At 40.9% G+C, this 17,053-nt stretch carries 16 protein-coding genes; 12 read left to right on the forward strand and 4 right to left on the reverse strand.

Annotation, left to right across the window (positions count from 1 at the left end; translation table 11 throughout):
- Positions 1–6: 6 nt before the first annotated feature.
- A complete protein-coding gene (mltF, locus tag ACQ96U_RS03285; protein ID WP_431719803.1) occupies positions 7–1,482 on the reverse strand; it encodes a membrane-bound lytic murein transglycosylase MltF in 1,476 nt (491 codons plus the stop codon).
- 258 nt (positions 1,483–1,740) lie between these two features.
- On the opposite strand from mltF, the gene purL reads away from it, so the two are divergent.
- The 6 genes from purL to ACQ96U_RS03315 all read left to right on the forward strand — a co-directional run bounded on the left by purL (position 1,741) and on the right by ACQ96U_RS03315 (position 10,319).
- Positions 1,741–5,661 carry a phosphoribosylformylglycinamidine synthase gene (gene purL, locus ACQ96U_RS03290; protein WP_431719804.1) on the forward strand — a complete coding sequence of 1,307 codons (3,921 nt, stop codon included), beginning with the start codon at positions 1,741–1,743 and terminating at the stop codon, positions 5,659–5,661.
- A gap of 180 nt (positions 5,662–5,841) precedes the next feature.
- Complete coding sequence (locus tag ACQ96U_RS03295; RefSeq protein ID WP_431719805.1) at positions 5,842–6,729, forward strand: PhzF family phenazine biosynthesis protein; 888 nt, start codon at positions 5,842–5,844, stop codon at positions 6,727–6,729.
- Between the two features lie 85 nt (positions 6,730–6,814).
- Positions 6,815–7,786: a hypothetical protein gene (locus ACQ96U_RS03300; RefSeq protein WP_431719806.1), complete on the forward strand. Its 972-nt coding sequence runs from the start codon at positions 6,815–6,817 to the stop codon at positions 7,784–7,786.
- Positions 7,787–7,898: 112 nt separating this feature from the next.
- A complete protein-coding gene (locus ACQ96U_RS03305) occupies positions 7,899–8,666 on the forward strand; it encodes a substrate-binding periplasmic protein (RefSeq protein ID WP_431719807.1) in 768 nt (255 codons plus the stop codon).
- Positions 8,667–8,943: 277 nt separating this feature from the next.
- Positions 8,944–9,474 (forward strand): hypothetical protein, encoded by a 531-nt coding sequence (locus ACQ96U_RS03310; protein WP_431719808.1) that lies wholly within the window; start codon positions 8,944–8,946, stop codon positions 9,472–9,474.
- Between the two features lie 2 nt (positions 9,475–9,476).
- Positions 9,477–10,319 carry a tetratricopeptide repeat protein gene (locus ACQ96U_RS03315; protein WP_431719809.1) on the forward strand — a complete coding sequence of 281 codons (843 nt, stop codon included), beginning with the start codon at positions 9,477–9,479 and terminating at the stop codon, positions 10,317–10,319.
- Positions 10,320–10,420: 101 nt separating this feature from the next.
- Here ACQ96U_RS03315 and ACQ96U_RS03320 read toward each other — a convergent pair whose 3' ends face one another.
- The gene (locus tag ACQ96U_RS03320; RefSeq protein WP_431719810.1) at positions 10,421–10,903 is read right to left on the reverse strand and encodes a GNAT family N-acetyltransferase; all 483 of its coding nucleotides are present in this window, start codon (positions 10,901–10,903) and stop codon (positions 10,421–10,423) included.
- A 146-nt stretch (positions 10,904–11,049) separates the two neighbouring features.
- Complete coding sequence (locus ACQ96U_RS03325) at positions 11,050–11,472, reverse strand: organic hydroperoxide resistance protein (protein WP_431719811.1); 423 nt, start codon at positions 11,470–11,472, stop codon at positions 11,050–11,052.
- A 112-nt stretch (positions 11,473–11,584) separates the two neighbouring features.
- On the opposite strand from ACQ96U_RS03325, the gene ACQ96U_RS03330 reads away from it, so the two are divergent.
- Positions 11,585–12,031 (forward strand): MarR family winged helix-turn-helix transcriptional regulator, encoded by a 447-nt coding sequence (locus tag ACQ96U_RS03330; RefSeq protein WP_431719812.1) that lies wholly within the window; start codon positions 11,585–11,587, stop codon positions 12,029–12,031.
- A 104-nt stretch (positions 12,032–12,135) separates the two neighbouring features.
- Here the strand turns inward: ACQ96U_RS03330 and ACQ96U_RS03335 are convergent, their stop codons facing one another.
- Positions 12,136–12,888: a substrate-binding periplasmic protein gene (locus ACQ96U_RS03335; protein ID WP_431719813.1), complete on the reverse strand. Its 753-nt coding sequence runs from the start codon at positions 12,886–12,888 to the stop codon at positions 12,136–12,138.
- 290 nt (positions 12,889–13,178) lie between these two features.
- Here ACQ96U_RS03335 and ACQ96U_RS03340 point away from each other — a divergent pair, with 290 nt between their 5' ends.
- The 5 genes from ACQ96U_RS03340 (at position 13,179) to ACQ96U_RS03360 (ending at position 16,952) form a co-directional block, all read left to right on the forward strand.
- Positions 13,179–13,985, forward strand: a complete 807-nt coding sequence (locus ACQ96U_RS03340; RefSeq protein ID WP_431719814.1) for a substrate-binding periplasmic protein — start codon at positions 13,179–13,181, stop codon at positions 13,983–13,985.
- A 216-nt stretch (positions 13,986–14,201) separates the two neighbouring features.
- Positions 14,202–15,215 (forward strand): tyrosinase family protein, encoded by a 1,014-nt coding sequence (locus ACQ96U_RS03345; RefSeq protein ID WP_431719815.1) that lies wholly within the window; start codon positions 14,202–14,204, stop codon positions 15,213–15,215.
- Positions 15,216–15,261: 46 nt separating this feature from the next.
- On the forward strand, positions 15,262–16,011 hold the full coding sequence (locus tag ACQ96U_RS03350; RefSeq protein WP_431719816.1) for a DUF2182 domain-containing protein: 750 nt from the start codon (positions 15,262–15,264) through the stop codon (positions 16,009–16,011).
- A gap of 33 nt (positions 16,012–16,044) precedes the next feature.
- Positions 16,045–16,479, forward strand: a complete 435-nt coding sequence (locus ACQ96U_RS03355; RefSeq protein ID WP_431719817.1) for a hypothetical protein — start codon at positions 16,045–16,047, stop codon at positions 16,477–16,479.
- A 65-nt stretch (positions 16,480–16,544) separates the two neighbouring features.
- Complete coding sequence (locus tag ACQ96U_RS03360) at positions 16,545–16,952, forward strand: GFA family protein (RefSeq protein ID WP_431719818.1); 408 nt, start codon at positions 16,545–16,547, stop codon at positions 16,950–16,952.
- The last annotated feature ends 101 nt before the right edge of the window (positions 16,953–17,053 follow it).

Here is a 17,053-nt window from a genome sequence, read left to right on the forward strand (position 1 = left end):
ATAATATTAGTTTAACTTAATTTTACTGGATTTCTCTGGTTCAAAAACACCTGGGGTATGAGCTGCTTGAACGGTTGTTGAGGCTTCATCTTTGGGGACAGTTAGCCATTGGAGTAAGTCATAATAACGGCGAATATTTTGTACATAAAGCACGGGTTCATAGCCTCGGGCATAACCATAACGGGTTTGGCTGAACCATTGCTTTTTGGCAAGCAAAGGTAAACTTTTTTTGACATCTACCCACTTATTCGCATTTCCACCAAGCCTGCGGGTAATGTCTTGTGCATCCTGCAGGTGGCCTAAGCCTACATTATAAGCAGCTAACGCCATCCAGGTACGATCAGGCTCTTTAATCTCTTCAGATAAACGTTCTTTAATTTTCCGAAAGTATTTAGCGCCGCCTTGAATACTTTGCTTAGGATCCAGCCGATTTTTCACACCCACTTCTTTTGCGGTTGGGCGTGTTAGCATCATGAGTCCTCGAACGCCGGTTGGTGACTTTGCTCGTGCTCTCCAGTGCGATTCTTGGTAGCCTATCGCCGCAAGTAATCGCCAGTCTAATTCATGTTTTTTGGCGACATGTTTGAACTGCCTTTCGTGTTTGGGCAGACGCTTTTGAGTTTGCTGAATAAAGGTTTTAACACCCACATAATTCAGCTGATCAACATGCCCGTAAAAGCGTTCATTCAATTGGTCTAATGTGCCGTTTTTACGAATTTTTTCAAAAAACTGGGTTATTCGGGCAACAAATTCTGCATCAGCGGTGGGAGAAAGTGCCCAAGCAAGCTGCTCACTGGGCTGTAAGTCAAATGCAGAACGGACCTTAGGAAAATAGATGTAATTCATTGCCAGCACATTAGAGTCAACAATGGAGTAGTCTATTTCTCCATCATTCACCATTTTTATGAGGTCCATGGCTTCATGCTCAGTGGTGGACTCCCATGTCAAATTCAGGGTTTCACTGGCTTCTTTGAGCCGCTCTTCATGACTACTACCTGCCATCACCATGACTCGCTTACCCACCAGGTCAGCTAAAGACGTAGGTCGAGGCTGACTCGTATTATAAATTAGACTCAAATTGACGTTCATATAGGGTGGGCCAAAGCGTGCACGTTGTTGTCTTTCTTTGGTGATACTTAATCCTGCTGCGGCAATATGAAAGCGATGTTCATGAGGGCCTGTGCTGATAGAGGCAAAAATATCATTCAGGGAGTTGGCCGTGACCAGCTTGAGTTCAACTCCAAGGTCTTTAGCAAACAGCTTGGCGAGTTCATATTCAAATCCTGTGGGCTGGTCGCGCCACTGGAAATAGGTGGTGGGACTATTGCGAGTCATTACCCATAGGGTATTGGTTTGCTTTATTTGATCAAGCGTGCTGACTGGTTGTTCACAGGCTGCTAATAGCAATACAACGGGCAGTAAAAGAACCCCTCGGGACCAACGCTGATAATATGAAAGCCAAAACCAATATTGCTGAACCATGCACCTAATCATTTGTATTTAAAAAATAAATATTAACTGATACGAGCAACATTTGGAAAACTCTTAGGGAATATTCTAAATAGAACGGGTGGTTGATAGTGGCTGTTAGTCAGTATATCCAGTATGATTAGCGCCCGACACAACACCTGTTCTGGTTAGTGGTTGTTCTGGTTTGTCCTCGTACCTGACGAGTCCCTGGGTATAGCAACATGCTGATACTTTACAAGCTGACGATAAAGAAAGAGGTCCGAATCTACCATGCTTGAATTGCGCGGTGCACCTGCTTTGTCCGAGTTTCGCCGATTAAAACTCCTTGCTGAAATCCGGTCAAAAGTGCCAAAAATTACAGATTTATACGCCGAGTTTCGCCATTTTATCCACACATTTTCCTCCCTTTCCTCCTCTCAATTTCAGCTTCTTCAACGACTTCTTGAATATGGTCCCAAAAGAGCCAGCCATGACTTAAATGGCTCCCTGGTTCTTGTGACACCCCGGCCAGGTACAATTTCCCCTTGGTCCAGCAAAGCGACCAATATTGCTCACAACTGTGGCCTGAGTAACATTAAACGCATTGAGCGGGGAACCCTCTACTGTTTGGTTACAAGTGAGCCGTTAACCAGTGAAGATAAACTAGCCATCAAGAGCTGTTTATATGATCGGATGACGCAGACAGCTTTTGATGATGTGGTATTGGATGAAATGGTGCAGGCAGAACAGCTATTTGCAACAACAGCACCTGCTCCACTGACGACAGTGCCTGTCTTGACTGCAGGACGTGATGCACTTGTCCGGGCGAATCAACAACTAGGGTTAGCCCTGGCTGAAGATGAAATCGACTACCTTTTGACAAGCTATCAACAGCTACAACGGGATCCCACTGATGTTGAGTTGATGATGTTTGCTCAAGCCAATTCAGAACACTGTAGGCACAAAATTTTCAATGCACAGTGGACGATTGATGGTGAAGCGCAAGATTATTCCTTGTTTGCCATGATCAAAAACACTTACACCATGCATCAGGAAGGCGTGTTATCGGCCTACAGTGATAATGCTTCGGTGCTAGAAGGATTTACCGCTGACCGCTTTTACCCTGAGCCTGAAAACAAAGAGTATCAGTATCATAAGCAACCTGTTCATATTTTGATGAAGGTTGAAACACACAATCATCCAACCGCGATTGCACCTTATCCTGGGGCCTCAACTGGGTCTGGAGGTGAAATACGTGATGAAGGGGCTACAGGAAGAGGCTCTAAGCCTAAAGCCGGTCTCACAGGATTTTCTGTTTCAAACTTGAATATTCCTGGGTTTCAACAGCCATGGGAAGTGTCCTATGGTAAACCCGACCGCATTGTTTCGGCATTAGACATTATGTTGGATGGACCACTAGGGGGAGCAGGGTTTAATAATGAATTTGGGCGACCTAACCTGTGTGGTTATTTTCGTACTTATGAGCAGCAAGTACCCACTAAGCAAGGCGCTGAGGTAAGAGGCTACCATAAACCAATTATGTTGGCTGGAGGACATGGCAGTATTAAAGCTGAGCATGTCAATAAAGGTGAAATTCCTGTTGGTGCAAAGCTGATTGTGCTGGGCGGCCCTGCGATGCAAATTGGATTGGGGGGTGGTGCGGCATCGTCAATGGCCTCTGGTGAAGGTGAAGCTGATTTGGATTTTGCCTCGGTACAGCGGGATAACCCAGAGATGGAGCGGCGTTGTCAGGAGGTAATAGACCAGTGCTGGCAGATGGACACTGATAACCCAATTGCGTTTATTCATGATGTGGGTGCAGGGGGACTCTCCAATGCTTTGCCAGAGCTAGTGAACGATGGTGGTCGTGGCGGTAAGTTTGAACTGCGCTCTATTCCTAATGATGAGCCAGGCATGTCGCCACTGGCTATTTGGTGTAATGAGTCTCAGGAACGCTATGTCCTTGCTGTTACACCCGCCGCGCTGGAAACATTTATTGCAATTTGTGAGCGAGAGCGCTGTCCCTATGCCGTTGTGGGTGAAGCAACAGAGGCAACACATTTAACGGTTACTGACAAGCACTTCAAGAATAAACCTGTGGATCTCTCCCTGGATGTTTTGTTAGGTAAACCACCCAAAATGCATCGAAACGTTTTGCGCAGAGAGATCAGCTTTCCCCCCTTAAACGTGTCAGGTGTACAGCTTGAAGAAGCAATAGAGCGGGTTTTGAAATTGCCTGCGGTAGCCAGTAAAAGCTTTTTAATCACGATTGGCGATCGCTCAATTACGGGTATGGTGTGTCGGGATCAGATGGTGGGACCCTGGCAGGTACCTGTGGCTGATGTAGCTGTCACATCAACGACGCTGAATAGTTACACAGGTGAAGCGATGGCTATGGGGGAGCGAACACCTCTAGCACTATTAGATGGACCCGCATCAGGAAGAATGGCTATTGGTGAGGCAATCACTAATATTGCCGCAGCGCAAATTGCCAGGCTCAGTGATATTAAGCTGTCGGCTAACTGGATGGCGGCAGCAGGCTATGAAGGTGAGGATGCCATTCTGTATGACACCGTTAAAGCCGTGGGTATGGAGTTTTGTCCTGCTTTAGGCTTAACGATTCCTGTTGGGAAGGACTCAATGTCCATGCGTACTCAATGGCAGGAGCAAGGTGAAGAAAAATCAGTGACGGCACCTATGTCGCTGATTATTTCGGCATTTGCACCAGTGCAAGATGTTAGAAAAACGCTAACACCTCAACTGGTTACTAATCAGGGACCCTCTCAGTTACTGTTAATTGATTTAGCAGGGGGTATGCAGCGACTCGGTGGATCAGCTTTGGCTCAGGTCTATCGTCAAATCGGTGATCAATCACCTGATGTTGATGAACCTCAGCGTTTAAGCCAGTTCTTTAGCGCTATTCAGAAACTCAATCAAGAGCAGAAGCTGCTTGCCTATCATGACCGTTCTGATGGTGGTTTGCTTGTTGCTCTGGTGGAAATGGCTTTTGCGGGACGTACAGGGCTACGGATTGCACTTGATAGCTATGTTTCTCAACAAGAAGCAATGATGGCAGGGCTGTTTAATGAGGAGTTAGGTGTTGTCATTCAGGTTAAAGAGGCTGATGTTGAGTACGTTAAAGCCGAGTTGTTAAAGGCTGGGCTGGATTCACCTTGTATACACCCTCTGGGTACATTAAGTAATGATCAACAGTTGGTCTTTACCTTTGAAGATACCGTAGTGCTTGCTGGTTCACGCACAAAATGGCAGCAGTGGTGGACTGAAACCAGTTACCGAATGCAAGCATTAAGGGACAACCCAGAATGTGCTAAGCAAGAGTTTAGTCAGTTGCAGGATGAGCAAGATCCTGGTTTATCAGTCATTACCACATTTGATCCTCAAGAAGATGTAGCTGCGCCTTTTATTAATACTGGAGTCAGGCCTTCTATCGCTGTTCTGCGAGAACAGGGGGTGAATGGTCAGCTAGAAATGGCGGCTGCATTTGATCGGGCGGGCTTTATGGCTGTTGATGTCCATATGAGTGAAGTGCTTACTGGACAGATCACCCTCGACCAGTTTAATGGGCTTGTAGCCTGTGGCGGATTCTCTTATGGAGATGTGTTGGGTGCAGGAGAAGGTTGGGCTAAGTCGATTCTGTTTAATCAGCGTGCAAGAGATCAATTTGTTGAGTTCTTTAATCGTGAAGATAGCTTTGCTTTAGGTGTGTGTAATGGCTGTCAAATGCTCTCCAACTTACGAGAGCTGATCCCTGGCGCCGATGCATGGCCACACTTTGTTCGCAACCAGTCTGAACAGTTTGAAGCACGTTTTTGCCGGGTTAAAGTGGATGAATCGCCTTCTATATTGTTAGCCGATATGGAGAATTCTTTCTTGCCGATAGCCGTTGCTCATGGTGAGGGATTTGCTGAGTTCGCCTCTGACCACGCAAGGCAACAAGCTGAGTCAGAAGGAATAGTGAGTTTACGTTATGTTGATAATTATGGAAAAGTCACTGAACAGTATCCGGCAAATCCTAATGGTTCACCACAGGGTATTACTGGATTAACGACAACGGATGGGCGTGTCACCATTATGATGCCGCACCCTGAACGAGTATTCCGTACTGTTCAGCATTCATGGCATCCACCTGCATGGGGTGAAGATGCACCTTGGCTAAGAATGTTCCGCAATGCCAGAGTTTGGCTTGGTTAAGATAACGTCTAATGAGTGATATAGTGAGCTTTAGCTATTTTGCTATACTTGAAGCGGTTTATTGCTGAGCGTTGTGTAATTGATATACCCCCAAAAACGTGTATATCAATGTTTAACCAATAATAGTGAAATAGACAGGCACTATTAACCAGTGCCTGTTGCCTGAACAAGGAGCGGTTCATGGCCCAGATTACACTACATAGAGTGCATGCTTTTACTGATCATAATGAGGGTGGTAATCCTGCGACAGTCGTATTAGATGCAGATCATCTCTCAGAAGAAGACAAACAAAAGATTGCTCATAAGTCTGGTACATTCCGTACAGCGTTTGTTTCAAGCTCATCTTCAGCAACAGTAAAAATAGAGTTTTTTACACCACAGGCACAAATTGCCCATAGTAGCCATGCAACACTTGCTGTGTTTAGTTTGTTACGAGAGCAGGGCAAATGGCAATCCTCAGAAGCAACAAAAGAAACGATTGATGGTCTTCGCAAAATCTACTTTGAAGATGGCCAGCTATTTATTGAACAAAAAACACCTGTATTTCACGCGCCCTTGGATATCTGGCAAGCTTATGATGAGCAGGTATTACTGGCTGGGTTGAACTTATCCTCTAGGGATTTATTGGCACCATTACAACCCGTCATTGGTGATACGGGAAATCCATTTTTACTTATTCCACTTAAAAATGCTGCTGTATTGAAGAAAGCACGGGTGGTGGATGAAACGGTTAAACGCTATTCAGAATTTCTTGATATCGTGGGATGTTATTTATTCTCTCTGGATGTAAAACAGCAGGGGCATGATGCCAGTACTCGTTTATTTGCACCCCGTTTGGGTATAAAGGAAGAATCTGCTACAGGTGTGGCTGCAGGTATTTTAGCGGGTTTTTTATATGAATTTATTAATATGAAAAAACGGCGATTTGTCATTGAACAAGGGCATTATTTACAGCCACCATCTCCTTCACTGTTACATGTAAAGCTTAATGAGGTGCAACAGGAAATTATACATGTATATGTCGGTGGGGATGCTCAACATGATGCTACGGAAATAATAAATTATTAAAAAACGCTGAATAATTAGAAAAATAATACCCGTTTTACTAGGGAAAGGTGCGGATAAGTGTTAGGGCTATGGTGAGGGGAGCTCAATGGGAAAAAGAATTATTGTAGTGCATGGCAGGGCCACAAAACCCAAACAGAATGAAAAATATCGACTGGTATATAAAGCGCTGAGTCATGGGTTATCTAGATACTCTGACGAAGTGGCACAAATGGTTATGAGTAAAGTGGTGCCTGTTGAGTTGGTTTACTACGGGGATGTTACTAATGCTTTACTATGGGCTTCACATCAGCGGCCACAGAAAAAAATTGTGACCGATTTTCTTTCTCAGTGGAATTATAGCTATGAACATAATGGACGTTATGATGCAGCGATGGAATCATTATTTGATATTAAACAACAGTCGTCTGATGCTTACTCGCATTTAAAATTTCAACTTAATCATTTTTCCAGTGCGAATGATGGTATTGATTTTATTAGTCGTGTCGTTAACTTGTTAGGAATTAATGATGAAATCATAAATTCTATTATGCCGGATTTAGGTGCTTATTTTAAATATCGAACGATTGGCTCATTAATCCGGTATCGGTTGCAGGAATTACTCGTGCCGGCTCTTCATAAGGGGGATGATATTTGTATCATTTCACATAGTTTAGGCTGTGTGGTGGCTTATGATGTGCTTTGGAAGTTATCTCGTATGAGTGAGTACAGCGCGTTGCATGATAAAAAAGTTAATTTATTGATCACAGTCGGCTCACCATTAGGAGAACCTGCTGTTGCAAAACAGTTATATGATGTTCATGAACCTGAGGATGGGCGATATCCTAAAAATATTAGTGAGTGGCATAACTTTTCTGCTGCAGATGACTTTGTCTCACGTGATATTCGCCATGCCGACTGCTTCTATCCAATGTATCAACGCCAACTGATTGATCTTATTCAGGATCATATTGTGTATAATTTTTGGGTTGGTGAACATGGCCTTAACCCTCATAAGTTTTATGGCTATCTTGATAATTTAAGTGTTACTCGAATAATTGCAGAGTGGTTAATGCATTGATCAATGGCGTATGAAGGGTATGAGACGCTGGTGAAAACGTCATGTTGATTGAGTATTTAAGTCTGAATAATATGGTAAGTAGGATTTAACTCTGACTACAAAATATAAGACAATGAACTCACTGTGTCAGTCTGTAGGTGTTTTTTTAAGCTTTCTTTTTACATTTCTTATTGGGGGGATGGCACCAAATTCATCTATTTTAGCTGAAGAATTCAGTGTAGTCCTCCATGGTCAAGAAGACTTCCCACCTTATTTTTTCAAAGAAGGGGATTCCTTTAGAGGATTTTATAGTGACTTTTTCGATGCTTTGAGTCAAAAGATGGGAGATCACTTTAGCTTTCATGATGTACCCTTTACTCGGTCTTTGATTATGTTTGAGACAAACCAAGTGGATATTGAACCTGGTGTCAATCCAGTATGGAGAGCAGGTGAAAAGGTGCAAGGGCTGTATACGATTCCTTATGCTCAATCGGTCGATATCCTTTTATTTGCACCTGGTAAACGTATTCCGGTGAGTGCATCTGAGGACTTGGAAGGAAAACGTATAGGTGTTATTCGAGGATATCAGTACCCTAGTTTTACCCGATTTTTTCAAAGTGGCACCATTCTACGGGTAGATATGACTAGAGAATCACAGCTTTTAGGAATGCTTGAGTTAGGCCGTCTGGATCAAATTATCATCAACAAATATCTAGCGCTTTATCTGATGAAGCAAAATCCTGATTATAAAGACTTTGAGGTGGGATATGAGGTAAGTAGTGTGGATATCATGTTACGTATTCATCCCAATAAAGCTGAAGCGCTTCCCCGTTTTAATTCCGCAATAAAGCAACTTACTGACTCAGGTACCATAGAGCAAATATGGAAAAAATATCGCTAGGATATCTTGTTTGCTGAAACAATAGAATAAGTATAAATGGTGACAGTTTTCTGATGGAAATTGATACAGAAATGCTCATCATGGCCTGCCAGCAGTTCTAATTAATAAGCACGAAAGTGACTACCCCTTATTTTTATGATTTGTATACCCTTCACTATGGGTATATCTTTGATATTAATAGGGCTAAAAAGAGTTGTTTACAGTTTTGTTTAATAAAATGATATGTGTTGTGGGGTGGTAATATTTTCATACACGAGCTTATTAAAAGGATAGTGTTATGGATTTAGTGGAAATACTAAGCACAGGGGTCAGTGGTTTTGCATTTTTAATGCTTTATGTTGGATATCAGTTAACCTCATCAATTCAGAAGAAGATACTGGATGTCAACCTTCAAGAAACTGATGCTGACCGATTAAAAGTATGGAATGATTTAGCCGATAAACAGCTTTCAAATACTCGATATTTCATGGTTTTTTCGGGTGTGATTTTAATTGCAGGTCTTATTGTTCTTCAGTTACAGTATCGACCAGAGGCCAATATTGGGTTTTCCGTTTCTCCTTCAGAATCAGCTTATATGCCATTGGTTTATACTCAAACGACGCTCGTTCCTTTAGATCAAAATGGTAAAGGTACAGCAACGATTAAAAATGAACATATTATATTAGTTGATAACCAAACCATTTTTGAAGCTTTAAATAAAGAAAGAAAAAAAGCAGAAGCGTTAAGGGTAAGTGAGAAGGCTCTGGCTGAAAAGCTAGCAAGCTTTTCCAGTGATTCCGGTTTTGGTGGTTTATTAGGAGAAAAATAATAGTGAATATTAAATGCACCAAAATAGTCAGTGCGTTGTTTTTTTATCTGATTTCGGTTGGGGCTTCTTCAGATGATACCGTTCAACATGTTAAAACGCTTCTTAAGGAGGAGCAATATGAGGAGGCTATTTCTCAATTGGAGCAGCTACCTACAGAAGACCCTCTCTCCAATCCAGGGGTATTAAATGCTGTAGGATGGGCCTACTTGAAATTGAACAATTTTGCGAAAGCTGAGGAAAATTTGCAAGCTTCCTATAAGCTAGCCAAAGAATTAGGCGATAAAGATGCTGTCATTATTTCATCGAATAATTTGGGTATATTATCTTATTTAAAAAATGATCTCGACCAGGCTGAGACTTATTTTATGATTGGTAAGGAGAAAAACTCCCAAACTGCATTAACGTATTTGGGGTTAATTGAAAATAAGAAAAAAGAAATGCATTTCCAAGAGGCCCTGCTAACAGGTATAGAATCTCGCAGGAAACAAGATTTTAATGGTGCAATCGAACATTATGAAAAAGCGCTTATTATTCAACCAAATGATGTTGCTGCGTTAGAATTTAAAGGTTATGCGTTCCTTAGAAATGGTCAGTATGAACGTTCAGTTGAAACCCTTGAAAAAGCGAAGTCTCTGGATCCAACACGAAAGTTAGTCCATTTAAACCTGGTAAAGGTATATTGTCTGATGCAGTCTGACCAAGGTGTGCAGCGGTCAATTCAAGAATCGTTACTGGAAGAGAAGCAATTTATTGAATGGTATACAGTCGATGTGGAGTTTCGTCGGATGTGCAGTGAAAGTCAATATATTGGTAAACTAGTAAAAAAATACGCACATAATCATTAGGGTGGATGTGCTATCACCTGCAAAGTGAGTCTTAATATCCGACACATGAGTATATCGGATATTTTGGGCTAGAAATGGCTTACGATATGATAATACGCGGATTACTTTTTGACATTGGCTTTCTCATTGAATGTGTATTTCATGATCGAAACTTGCTGATCTTCATATAACTCTTTTTTTAGTAATGACCAGCCCAGTTTTTCATAAAAAACGTGTTGATCTTCTGTAAAAAGATAAAAATGGGGAACATTAAGTTTTCCCACCTCATTGATGATACGTTTCACCAATAGCTTGCCAAATCCCATGTTGCGTTTATCTACCCGAATAAAAATATCTGCAAGCCATGGCGATAGATCTGTATTTGTTTTCATATCATGTTTCAGAAGAGATGCTGTGCCAATGATTTCTTCGTCATCATGTAATACCCATGTTTGCGGTATGGTGTGCTTATTCAGTGATGTATAAAGGTCTGTCTCAAAATCAGAAAGTGTTTTCTGAGGATATAATGTATGCCACTCTGCGTAATGCCATTGAGCAATTTCTGGTATACATTCAGGAAAGGCTTGCAGATTTGATATTTTCATACTGGGCTGACGATAATTTTAGCGTTGGTTAGTGACACAAAAAACAGTGTCATATTGATGCGATTATACATACAGCCGCCGAGATTAAAAATGATTCGCTGTTTAACCTTCCAAATCACTTTTTAAGTGATCCAGAAGGTTAATATCTAAATCGTTTGGCCATTTACTGTAACTTCAACCTCAATATTGCCACGAACAGCATTTGAGTATGGGCAAATTTGATGTGCTGCTGTTACAAGTTGCAACGCTTGGTCATCCGGTAAATCGAGCTGGGAAGCAAGCTTTACTGTTAATGTAAAACCACCTGTATCATTCGGTCCGATACCGACTGTGGCCGTTACTGGCGCTTGTGAGAGCTTTACTTTAGCCTCTCGCGCTACGTGTAAGATTGCATTTGAAAAACATGCTGAATAACCCGCGGCAAATAGTTGTTCAGGATTTGTTGCTTCACCACTACCACCCAGCTCTTTAGGGTAGCTTAAGTGTAATGAAAGTAGTCCATCGTCCGTTTTGACTTGTCCATTTCGCCCTGCAGATGCCGTTGCTTGGGTTGTATAAAGTGTTTTCATTACGAGCTCCTTATAAGATATGTATTGCTAACAATTATATTGTGCGCAATTTTAAGTGACTCTGTTTTAGAATGCAACTATATTGTGCGCAATTTAAATGAGTGGAGGCATTATGGCATCAGATAGACAGTCATCCTCAGTAGGGTTAGCGTTAGAAAATCAAGTTTGTTTTCCGCTATATAGTGCCGCGAATGCTGTGGTTCGAGCATACCGACCTTTTCTGGATGCGATAGATCTAACCTACCTTCAATACATTGTTATGATGGTGCTATGGTCTCAAAATGGCATCAATGTTAAAGAGCTTGGTCACAAACTGCATCTTGATTCCGGTACATTAACGCCTATGCTCAAACGCTTAGAGATAAAGGGGTTTGTTATAAGAAAGCGGGGTGAGCATGATGAACGAGTTCGTGAGCTTTACTTAACTCAAGCAGGAATTGATCTGAAAGAAAAAGCACAGAAGGTGCCTGAGGCAATCGCATGCAAGATTGACATGACGTTAGATGAACTTATCCAGTTAAAGAACCTTTGTGAAAAAATACTGATGAAGTTGAGTTAGTAGGTCAAAGGTTAGGTTGAAGTTATCTCGTTTCTGGTTAGAAACGGACTGGGCTAGTCTGATTTATAAGGCTAGCAGTACCAAGTGTATAGGGGTTGAAAGTATTATTGGGTATACGGCAAGTGATATTTGTTAAATATACTGGCGATAGTACCGTCGCTGATCAGCTTGACTAACTGAGTGTCAATTAATGACTTGATTTTTAATGGAAGTTTCTGGTCAAAAATCAAAAAGATTTTTTCTTCATTCAAGTTGGTAATATAATCGTATTTCAATCCACGAGCAATGTTGGGGTATTTAGCAAAATAATATTCTATACGCGGGTATGCAAATAAAAAACAGTCAATTCTATCTCGATGTAGTGCTGAAAATGCAGATTCAACAGTGGCAATATTTGTTATTGTATTCTGATTTATCCAACGATAATAAAAGCCAGATATTTTTCCTAGCCTTAAATCGTTTAAAGCATTCGTTGTGATTTTGTTTGCAGTAGGTTTCGCATTAAAAACAATAATGTCATTTGAAACAAATAGATGTTGTTTTGAATAGTAGATATTTTTTGAGTTTCTAAACCACGACATGCCTCCCCAGCTAAGCCAGTTCTTGTATGTACCCTTTATAATATGATTTTTTATTCGTTGGTCAGGCATAGGTACAATGAGCGTATTTACCCCTGTATCCTTGAATATCGCTTTATAAGTATCAGCAATAACTCCTTTTGATTGACCTCCAAATCCAAAGGGTTCTGAAACATCGTTGCTCGAAATAAGAACACTCACTTCATTCGTTTCAGCTCCTGCTGCAAAAGTTACGCTTGATGATACTAAAGCAAGAAATACTAAAGTATGTAACTTCATTCTCAAAGTGCCTATTCTTAAGTCATTAATTAATAATATAATTGTAGCTGTGATAAATCGAATTCATTATGTATAGCACTTTAATGAGTAGCAGTTTTTAAAATATAACTAATAAATATATGTCTAGTAGCAATGGTTACGGTGTGTTTAAAAGGTGTTATGCAGACGTTGGACAAAGGTGCTTTAGAAAATGACTTTTATTAAGATAAAGTTATATACGATTGCTCTGACTATACTTACGAAGCTGATGTTTCTCTTTTTATAGCTATTCCGTAACAGGAACATTTTGTATGAGATGGATATGGAATAAAGCTAGAGCAGCAGTTTTAGTTTTGTTGATGATCATGCCTGTTTCTGTCCTAGCAGAAACACTCGTGATAGCCACTGGTGACTGGCCTCCATACGTCTCTACACAACTAAAATATTATGGAGTAACGGCTCGTATTGTTAAGGAAGCATTTGAGTTTTCAGGTGACAAAGTTGTTTTTCATTTTTTTCCTTGGAGTCGTGTACTCAAAATGTCTGAACGTGGTGAAATGGATGCTTCATTTCCATGGAGTCATAAGCCTGAAAGAGAACAACATCATTTATATAGCGACAGTATAGGTGAGTATGGCTATGTGTTTTTTCACCTTAAGCAGACTGATTTTGATTGGGAGTCTATGAATGACTTAAAATTGTTTGTGATTGGAGGAACTAATTCTTACAACTATGGAGAAGCGTTTTTATCCGCCTCAAAGGAAGGAATAATTAAAGTTGAATGGGTTTATTCTGATGAACTTAATTGGCGAAAATTACTGGTTAAGCGCATTGACCTGTTTCCATCAGACATTGAAGCTGGTTATGCTAAATTACGAGAATTATTTTCAAACAAAGATGTAAGTCGTGTGACACATCATCCACAGCCTCTTAAACCTTTAACATCAATGCATCTCTTGTTTCCAAAAATAAAGCCAGAAAGTAAAGAAAGATTAAGACGTTTTAACAAGGGAATAGCCCATTTGCGAGAAACAGGAAAATTTGATTTGTATTTAATAGAATCTCGTGAAGGGAAATACGAGCTCGTTGGTGATGATATTCGTAAAAGTGGACTGTGAATTACATAAATTACAGTGCATTAAGCTAAATATTATGGTCTTTATTATGTCGTAGATATGTCATTTTATAAAAATTCACATAAGTTTTTTTATCTGCAAAATTATATGAATATGTAAATTTATAATTCTCTTCTATTCTTTTTATCATTGACGCATGCAAGCATGGAAAGAGTGATTTTTTTATCTGCTCGCTTATAGCTGACATGGAGCATAACAATGAGAATACGTCAAAATGTGTATGATCTAAAAGACGATACCTTACTTTGGTATTCTAAAGCAGTGGAAGAGATGAAAAAACGGGATATTAGTGATCCTAGCAGTTGGTGGTATCAAGCAGGCATTCATGGCTATCCTAACCGCAGAAATTATGGATCTGAGGAAGATTATCAAGAGGCTTTAGATTTTTGGCGTCCAGCGCCAGGTTTTCCTCCATCATCCGCGTTGCTAGAAAGTGACTATTGGGATCAATGTCAGCATGGGACTTGGTATTTCTTATCCTGGCATCGAATGTACTTGCATTTCTTTGAACAAATTGTTGCCAAAACCATCGTTGATTTAGGTGGGCCTGCAGATTGGACGCTGCCTTTTTGGAATTACTGTGATTATTATGATACAGAGCTGCCTGAATCTCAGCGAGAGCAGGCTCTAAATATACCTCCTGCATTTGGTAATGTAGAACCTAATCCCAAAACCCCATTTTTATGGATTCAAGGTCGAGTTGACAACACGCTCGTGTCAAGCAACGTTGACCCTTGGCCTGCAATGAATGAGCTTGAGTTTACCGGGAATTTAATATCCACGGACTTTGGTGGAGGGACTACGGGGTTCAGTCACAGTGGCCGTCGAACAGGTCAGTTGGAGTCATTGCCGCACAACCGTGTACATACTGACATTGGTGGGGCAATGGGTAATCCAGACACTGCTGGGCTTGATCCAATTTTCTGGTTGCACCATGCCAACATCGACCGGCTCTGGCAAGTGTGGTTGGATTTTGGCCAGGGGCGTGAAAATCCACAATCTGCAATATGGCAAAATTTTGAGTTTCGCTTCCATAATGCTAAGGGCGAGGAAGTGACCATGAAAAACAGCCAGGTCGTTAATACACAGGAACTCGGATATACCTATCAGCCTAACTATCCCAAACCTGAAACGGATATTGATAGACTTGAGGTGCCCAAATTTCCACTTTCATTGGTTTTGAACCACAACGCCCTCTTGATAAGCGAATGAAAGTAAATGTAGGGCGTATTAGTCTTTACTGCGAGTGTTCTGACTAATGGCTATTGCTGGTATACATAACCATCACTATTGGCAAGATAATCCCCATTGGCGATTTATTTTCATTAGTCTCGTCGTGTGGTTATGGCTGGTGTTACCTTCTTTTGTAACGGAGGTGTCACACCATACTACTCATAGCCATACGACGGATAGCGCATTCAATAGCCATTTATTACGAATTTGGCATTGGCAGCTGATGGTGTTAGCGATGATGCTACCACTTATGAGCAGTGCTTTACGTTTTGTTGTCTATGCTTTGCCCCGATATCGTAGAGAAAGATCAATTTTTTCTTTTCTATTGGGCTACCTTTTTATCTGGAGTTTGGCTGGCGTTGTTGTGGAATTGTTTGATGGGCTAATGCTGCATACCGTTTTTTTTACAGACTTCTATCGCCAGTTGCTTGGCGCTGTTGGTTTTCTGGCTGCGGGGCTTTGGTGTTTTAGCTATCATCGGCGTAAAGCAATGCTTAGTTGCGGTATCGGCATGCCGTTAAGAATTAATGGCTGGCGTGCTTACCTCGACTGTATTCATTATGGTCTTAAAATGGGCTTACGCTGCCTGAGCAGTTGTTGGCATATCATGGCTGCGTTGGTGATTGCTGGTCACAGCTTAATCCTCATGGCTATTTTTACGGTGTTATTGATTTATGAGCGCGCTTGTTTACCTGCTGAAACAAAGGTATTGTCTTATATCTGCATATTGATGTCTTTATTATTAACGCTTAAATTTTTGTGGTTTTCAATTTAGAGTCGATGCAATCAGTCGATATGGATTGATAATATGAGTATTAAAAGTGTTAATCTGATTGCTCAGGTAAAAAAAACGATTACCCTGCAAGGTGATAAAGTCGAGGCTGATCTTGTTTTACCCCGAGCTTTACAAAAAACTGAGTTATCTTTTTTGGCTTATCTCCACTTCGATGGTATTTTTGGTGATACACATTGTGTTAATTATGAGGTGTATCTAAAAGCCATAGATTCTGCACTGCCATCAGTATTGGCTGGAGGGTTATCATTTTATGGAAACCGTCCGCAATCAGATATTAACTCTGATGGGCTGCATCAGGTGTTGAATATTTCCAAACTTTGGTCTAGGCTAGTCAACACTTCCACGACAGCGTTTAAACTGATTTTACTTCCGCAACGAACAGGCAATAAATCAGGGCAAGCAATCATTAATCATATCTATCTTACACTTGTCCCACCACAACGATAACTCAAAAGAAATCGTATATCTGGCAATATATGCTGCGAGTGAAGATGCAAAAAAGGAATCTGTAAGTGAGTGTTGAACATTTTGGCTCTTGTCTGTGTGGCGATGTGGAATTTAAAATTGATGGTGATTTTGAAAGTTTCTATCTCTGTCACTGTAAACGATGTCGTAAAGATACCGGTTCAGCTCATGCTGCAAATCTTTTTTCAACCACTGCCAAGATTACATGGTTATCAGGTGAGGATAAAACTACGTTATTTAACCTATCATCAACTCGACATGTGAAGTGTTTTTGTTCGGTGTGTGGCTCTGCACTACCCAGTGTACAAATGAATGGCAAGCTTTTGGTGGTTCCCGCAGGTAGCTTGAATAGTCAATTATTGATAAAACCAAATGCGCATATATTTGTTTCCAGTAAAGCGAGCTGGGATGAATGCCTGGACAATATTCCGAAGTGTGATGACGGACCTGTGTGATTATTAGGAAATACTTAACAAGTTTGATGATAAAGAATCATTTAAACGATAATAGCTTTGTTTGTCGCATCCTTGCGATAAACAGGGCGTTCATTAACACA

This window comes from Zooshikella sp. RANM57, from assembly GCF_050749885.1.
Taxonomy (GTDB): Bacteria; Pseudomonadota; Gammaproteobacteria; order Pseudomonadales; family Zooshikellaceae; genus Zooshikella.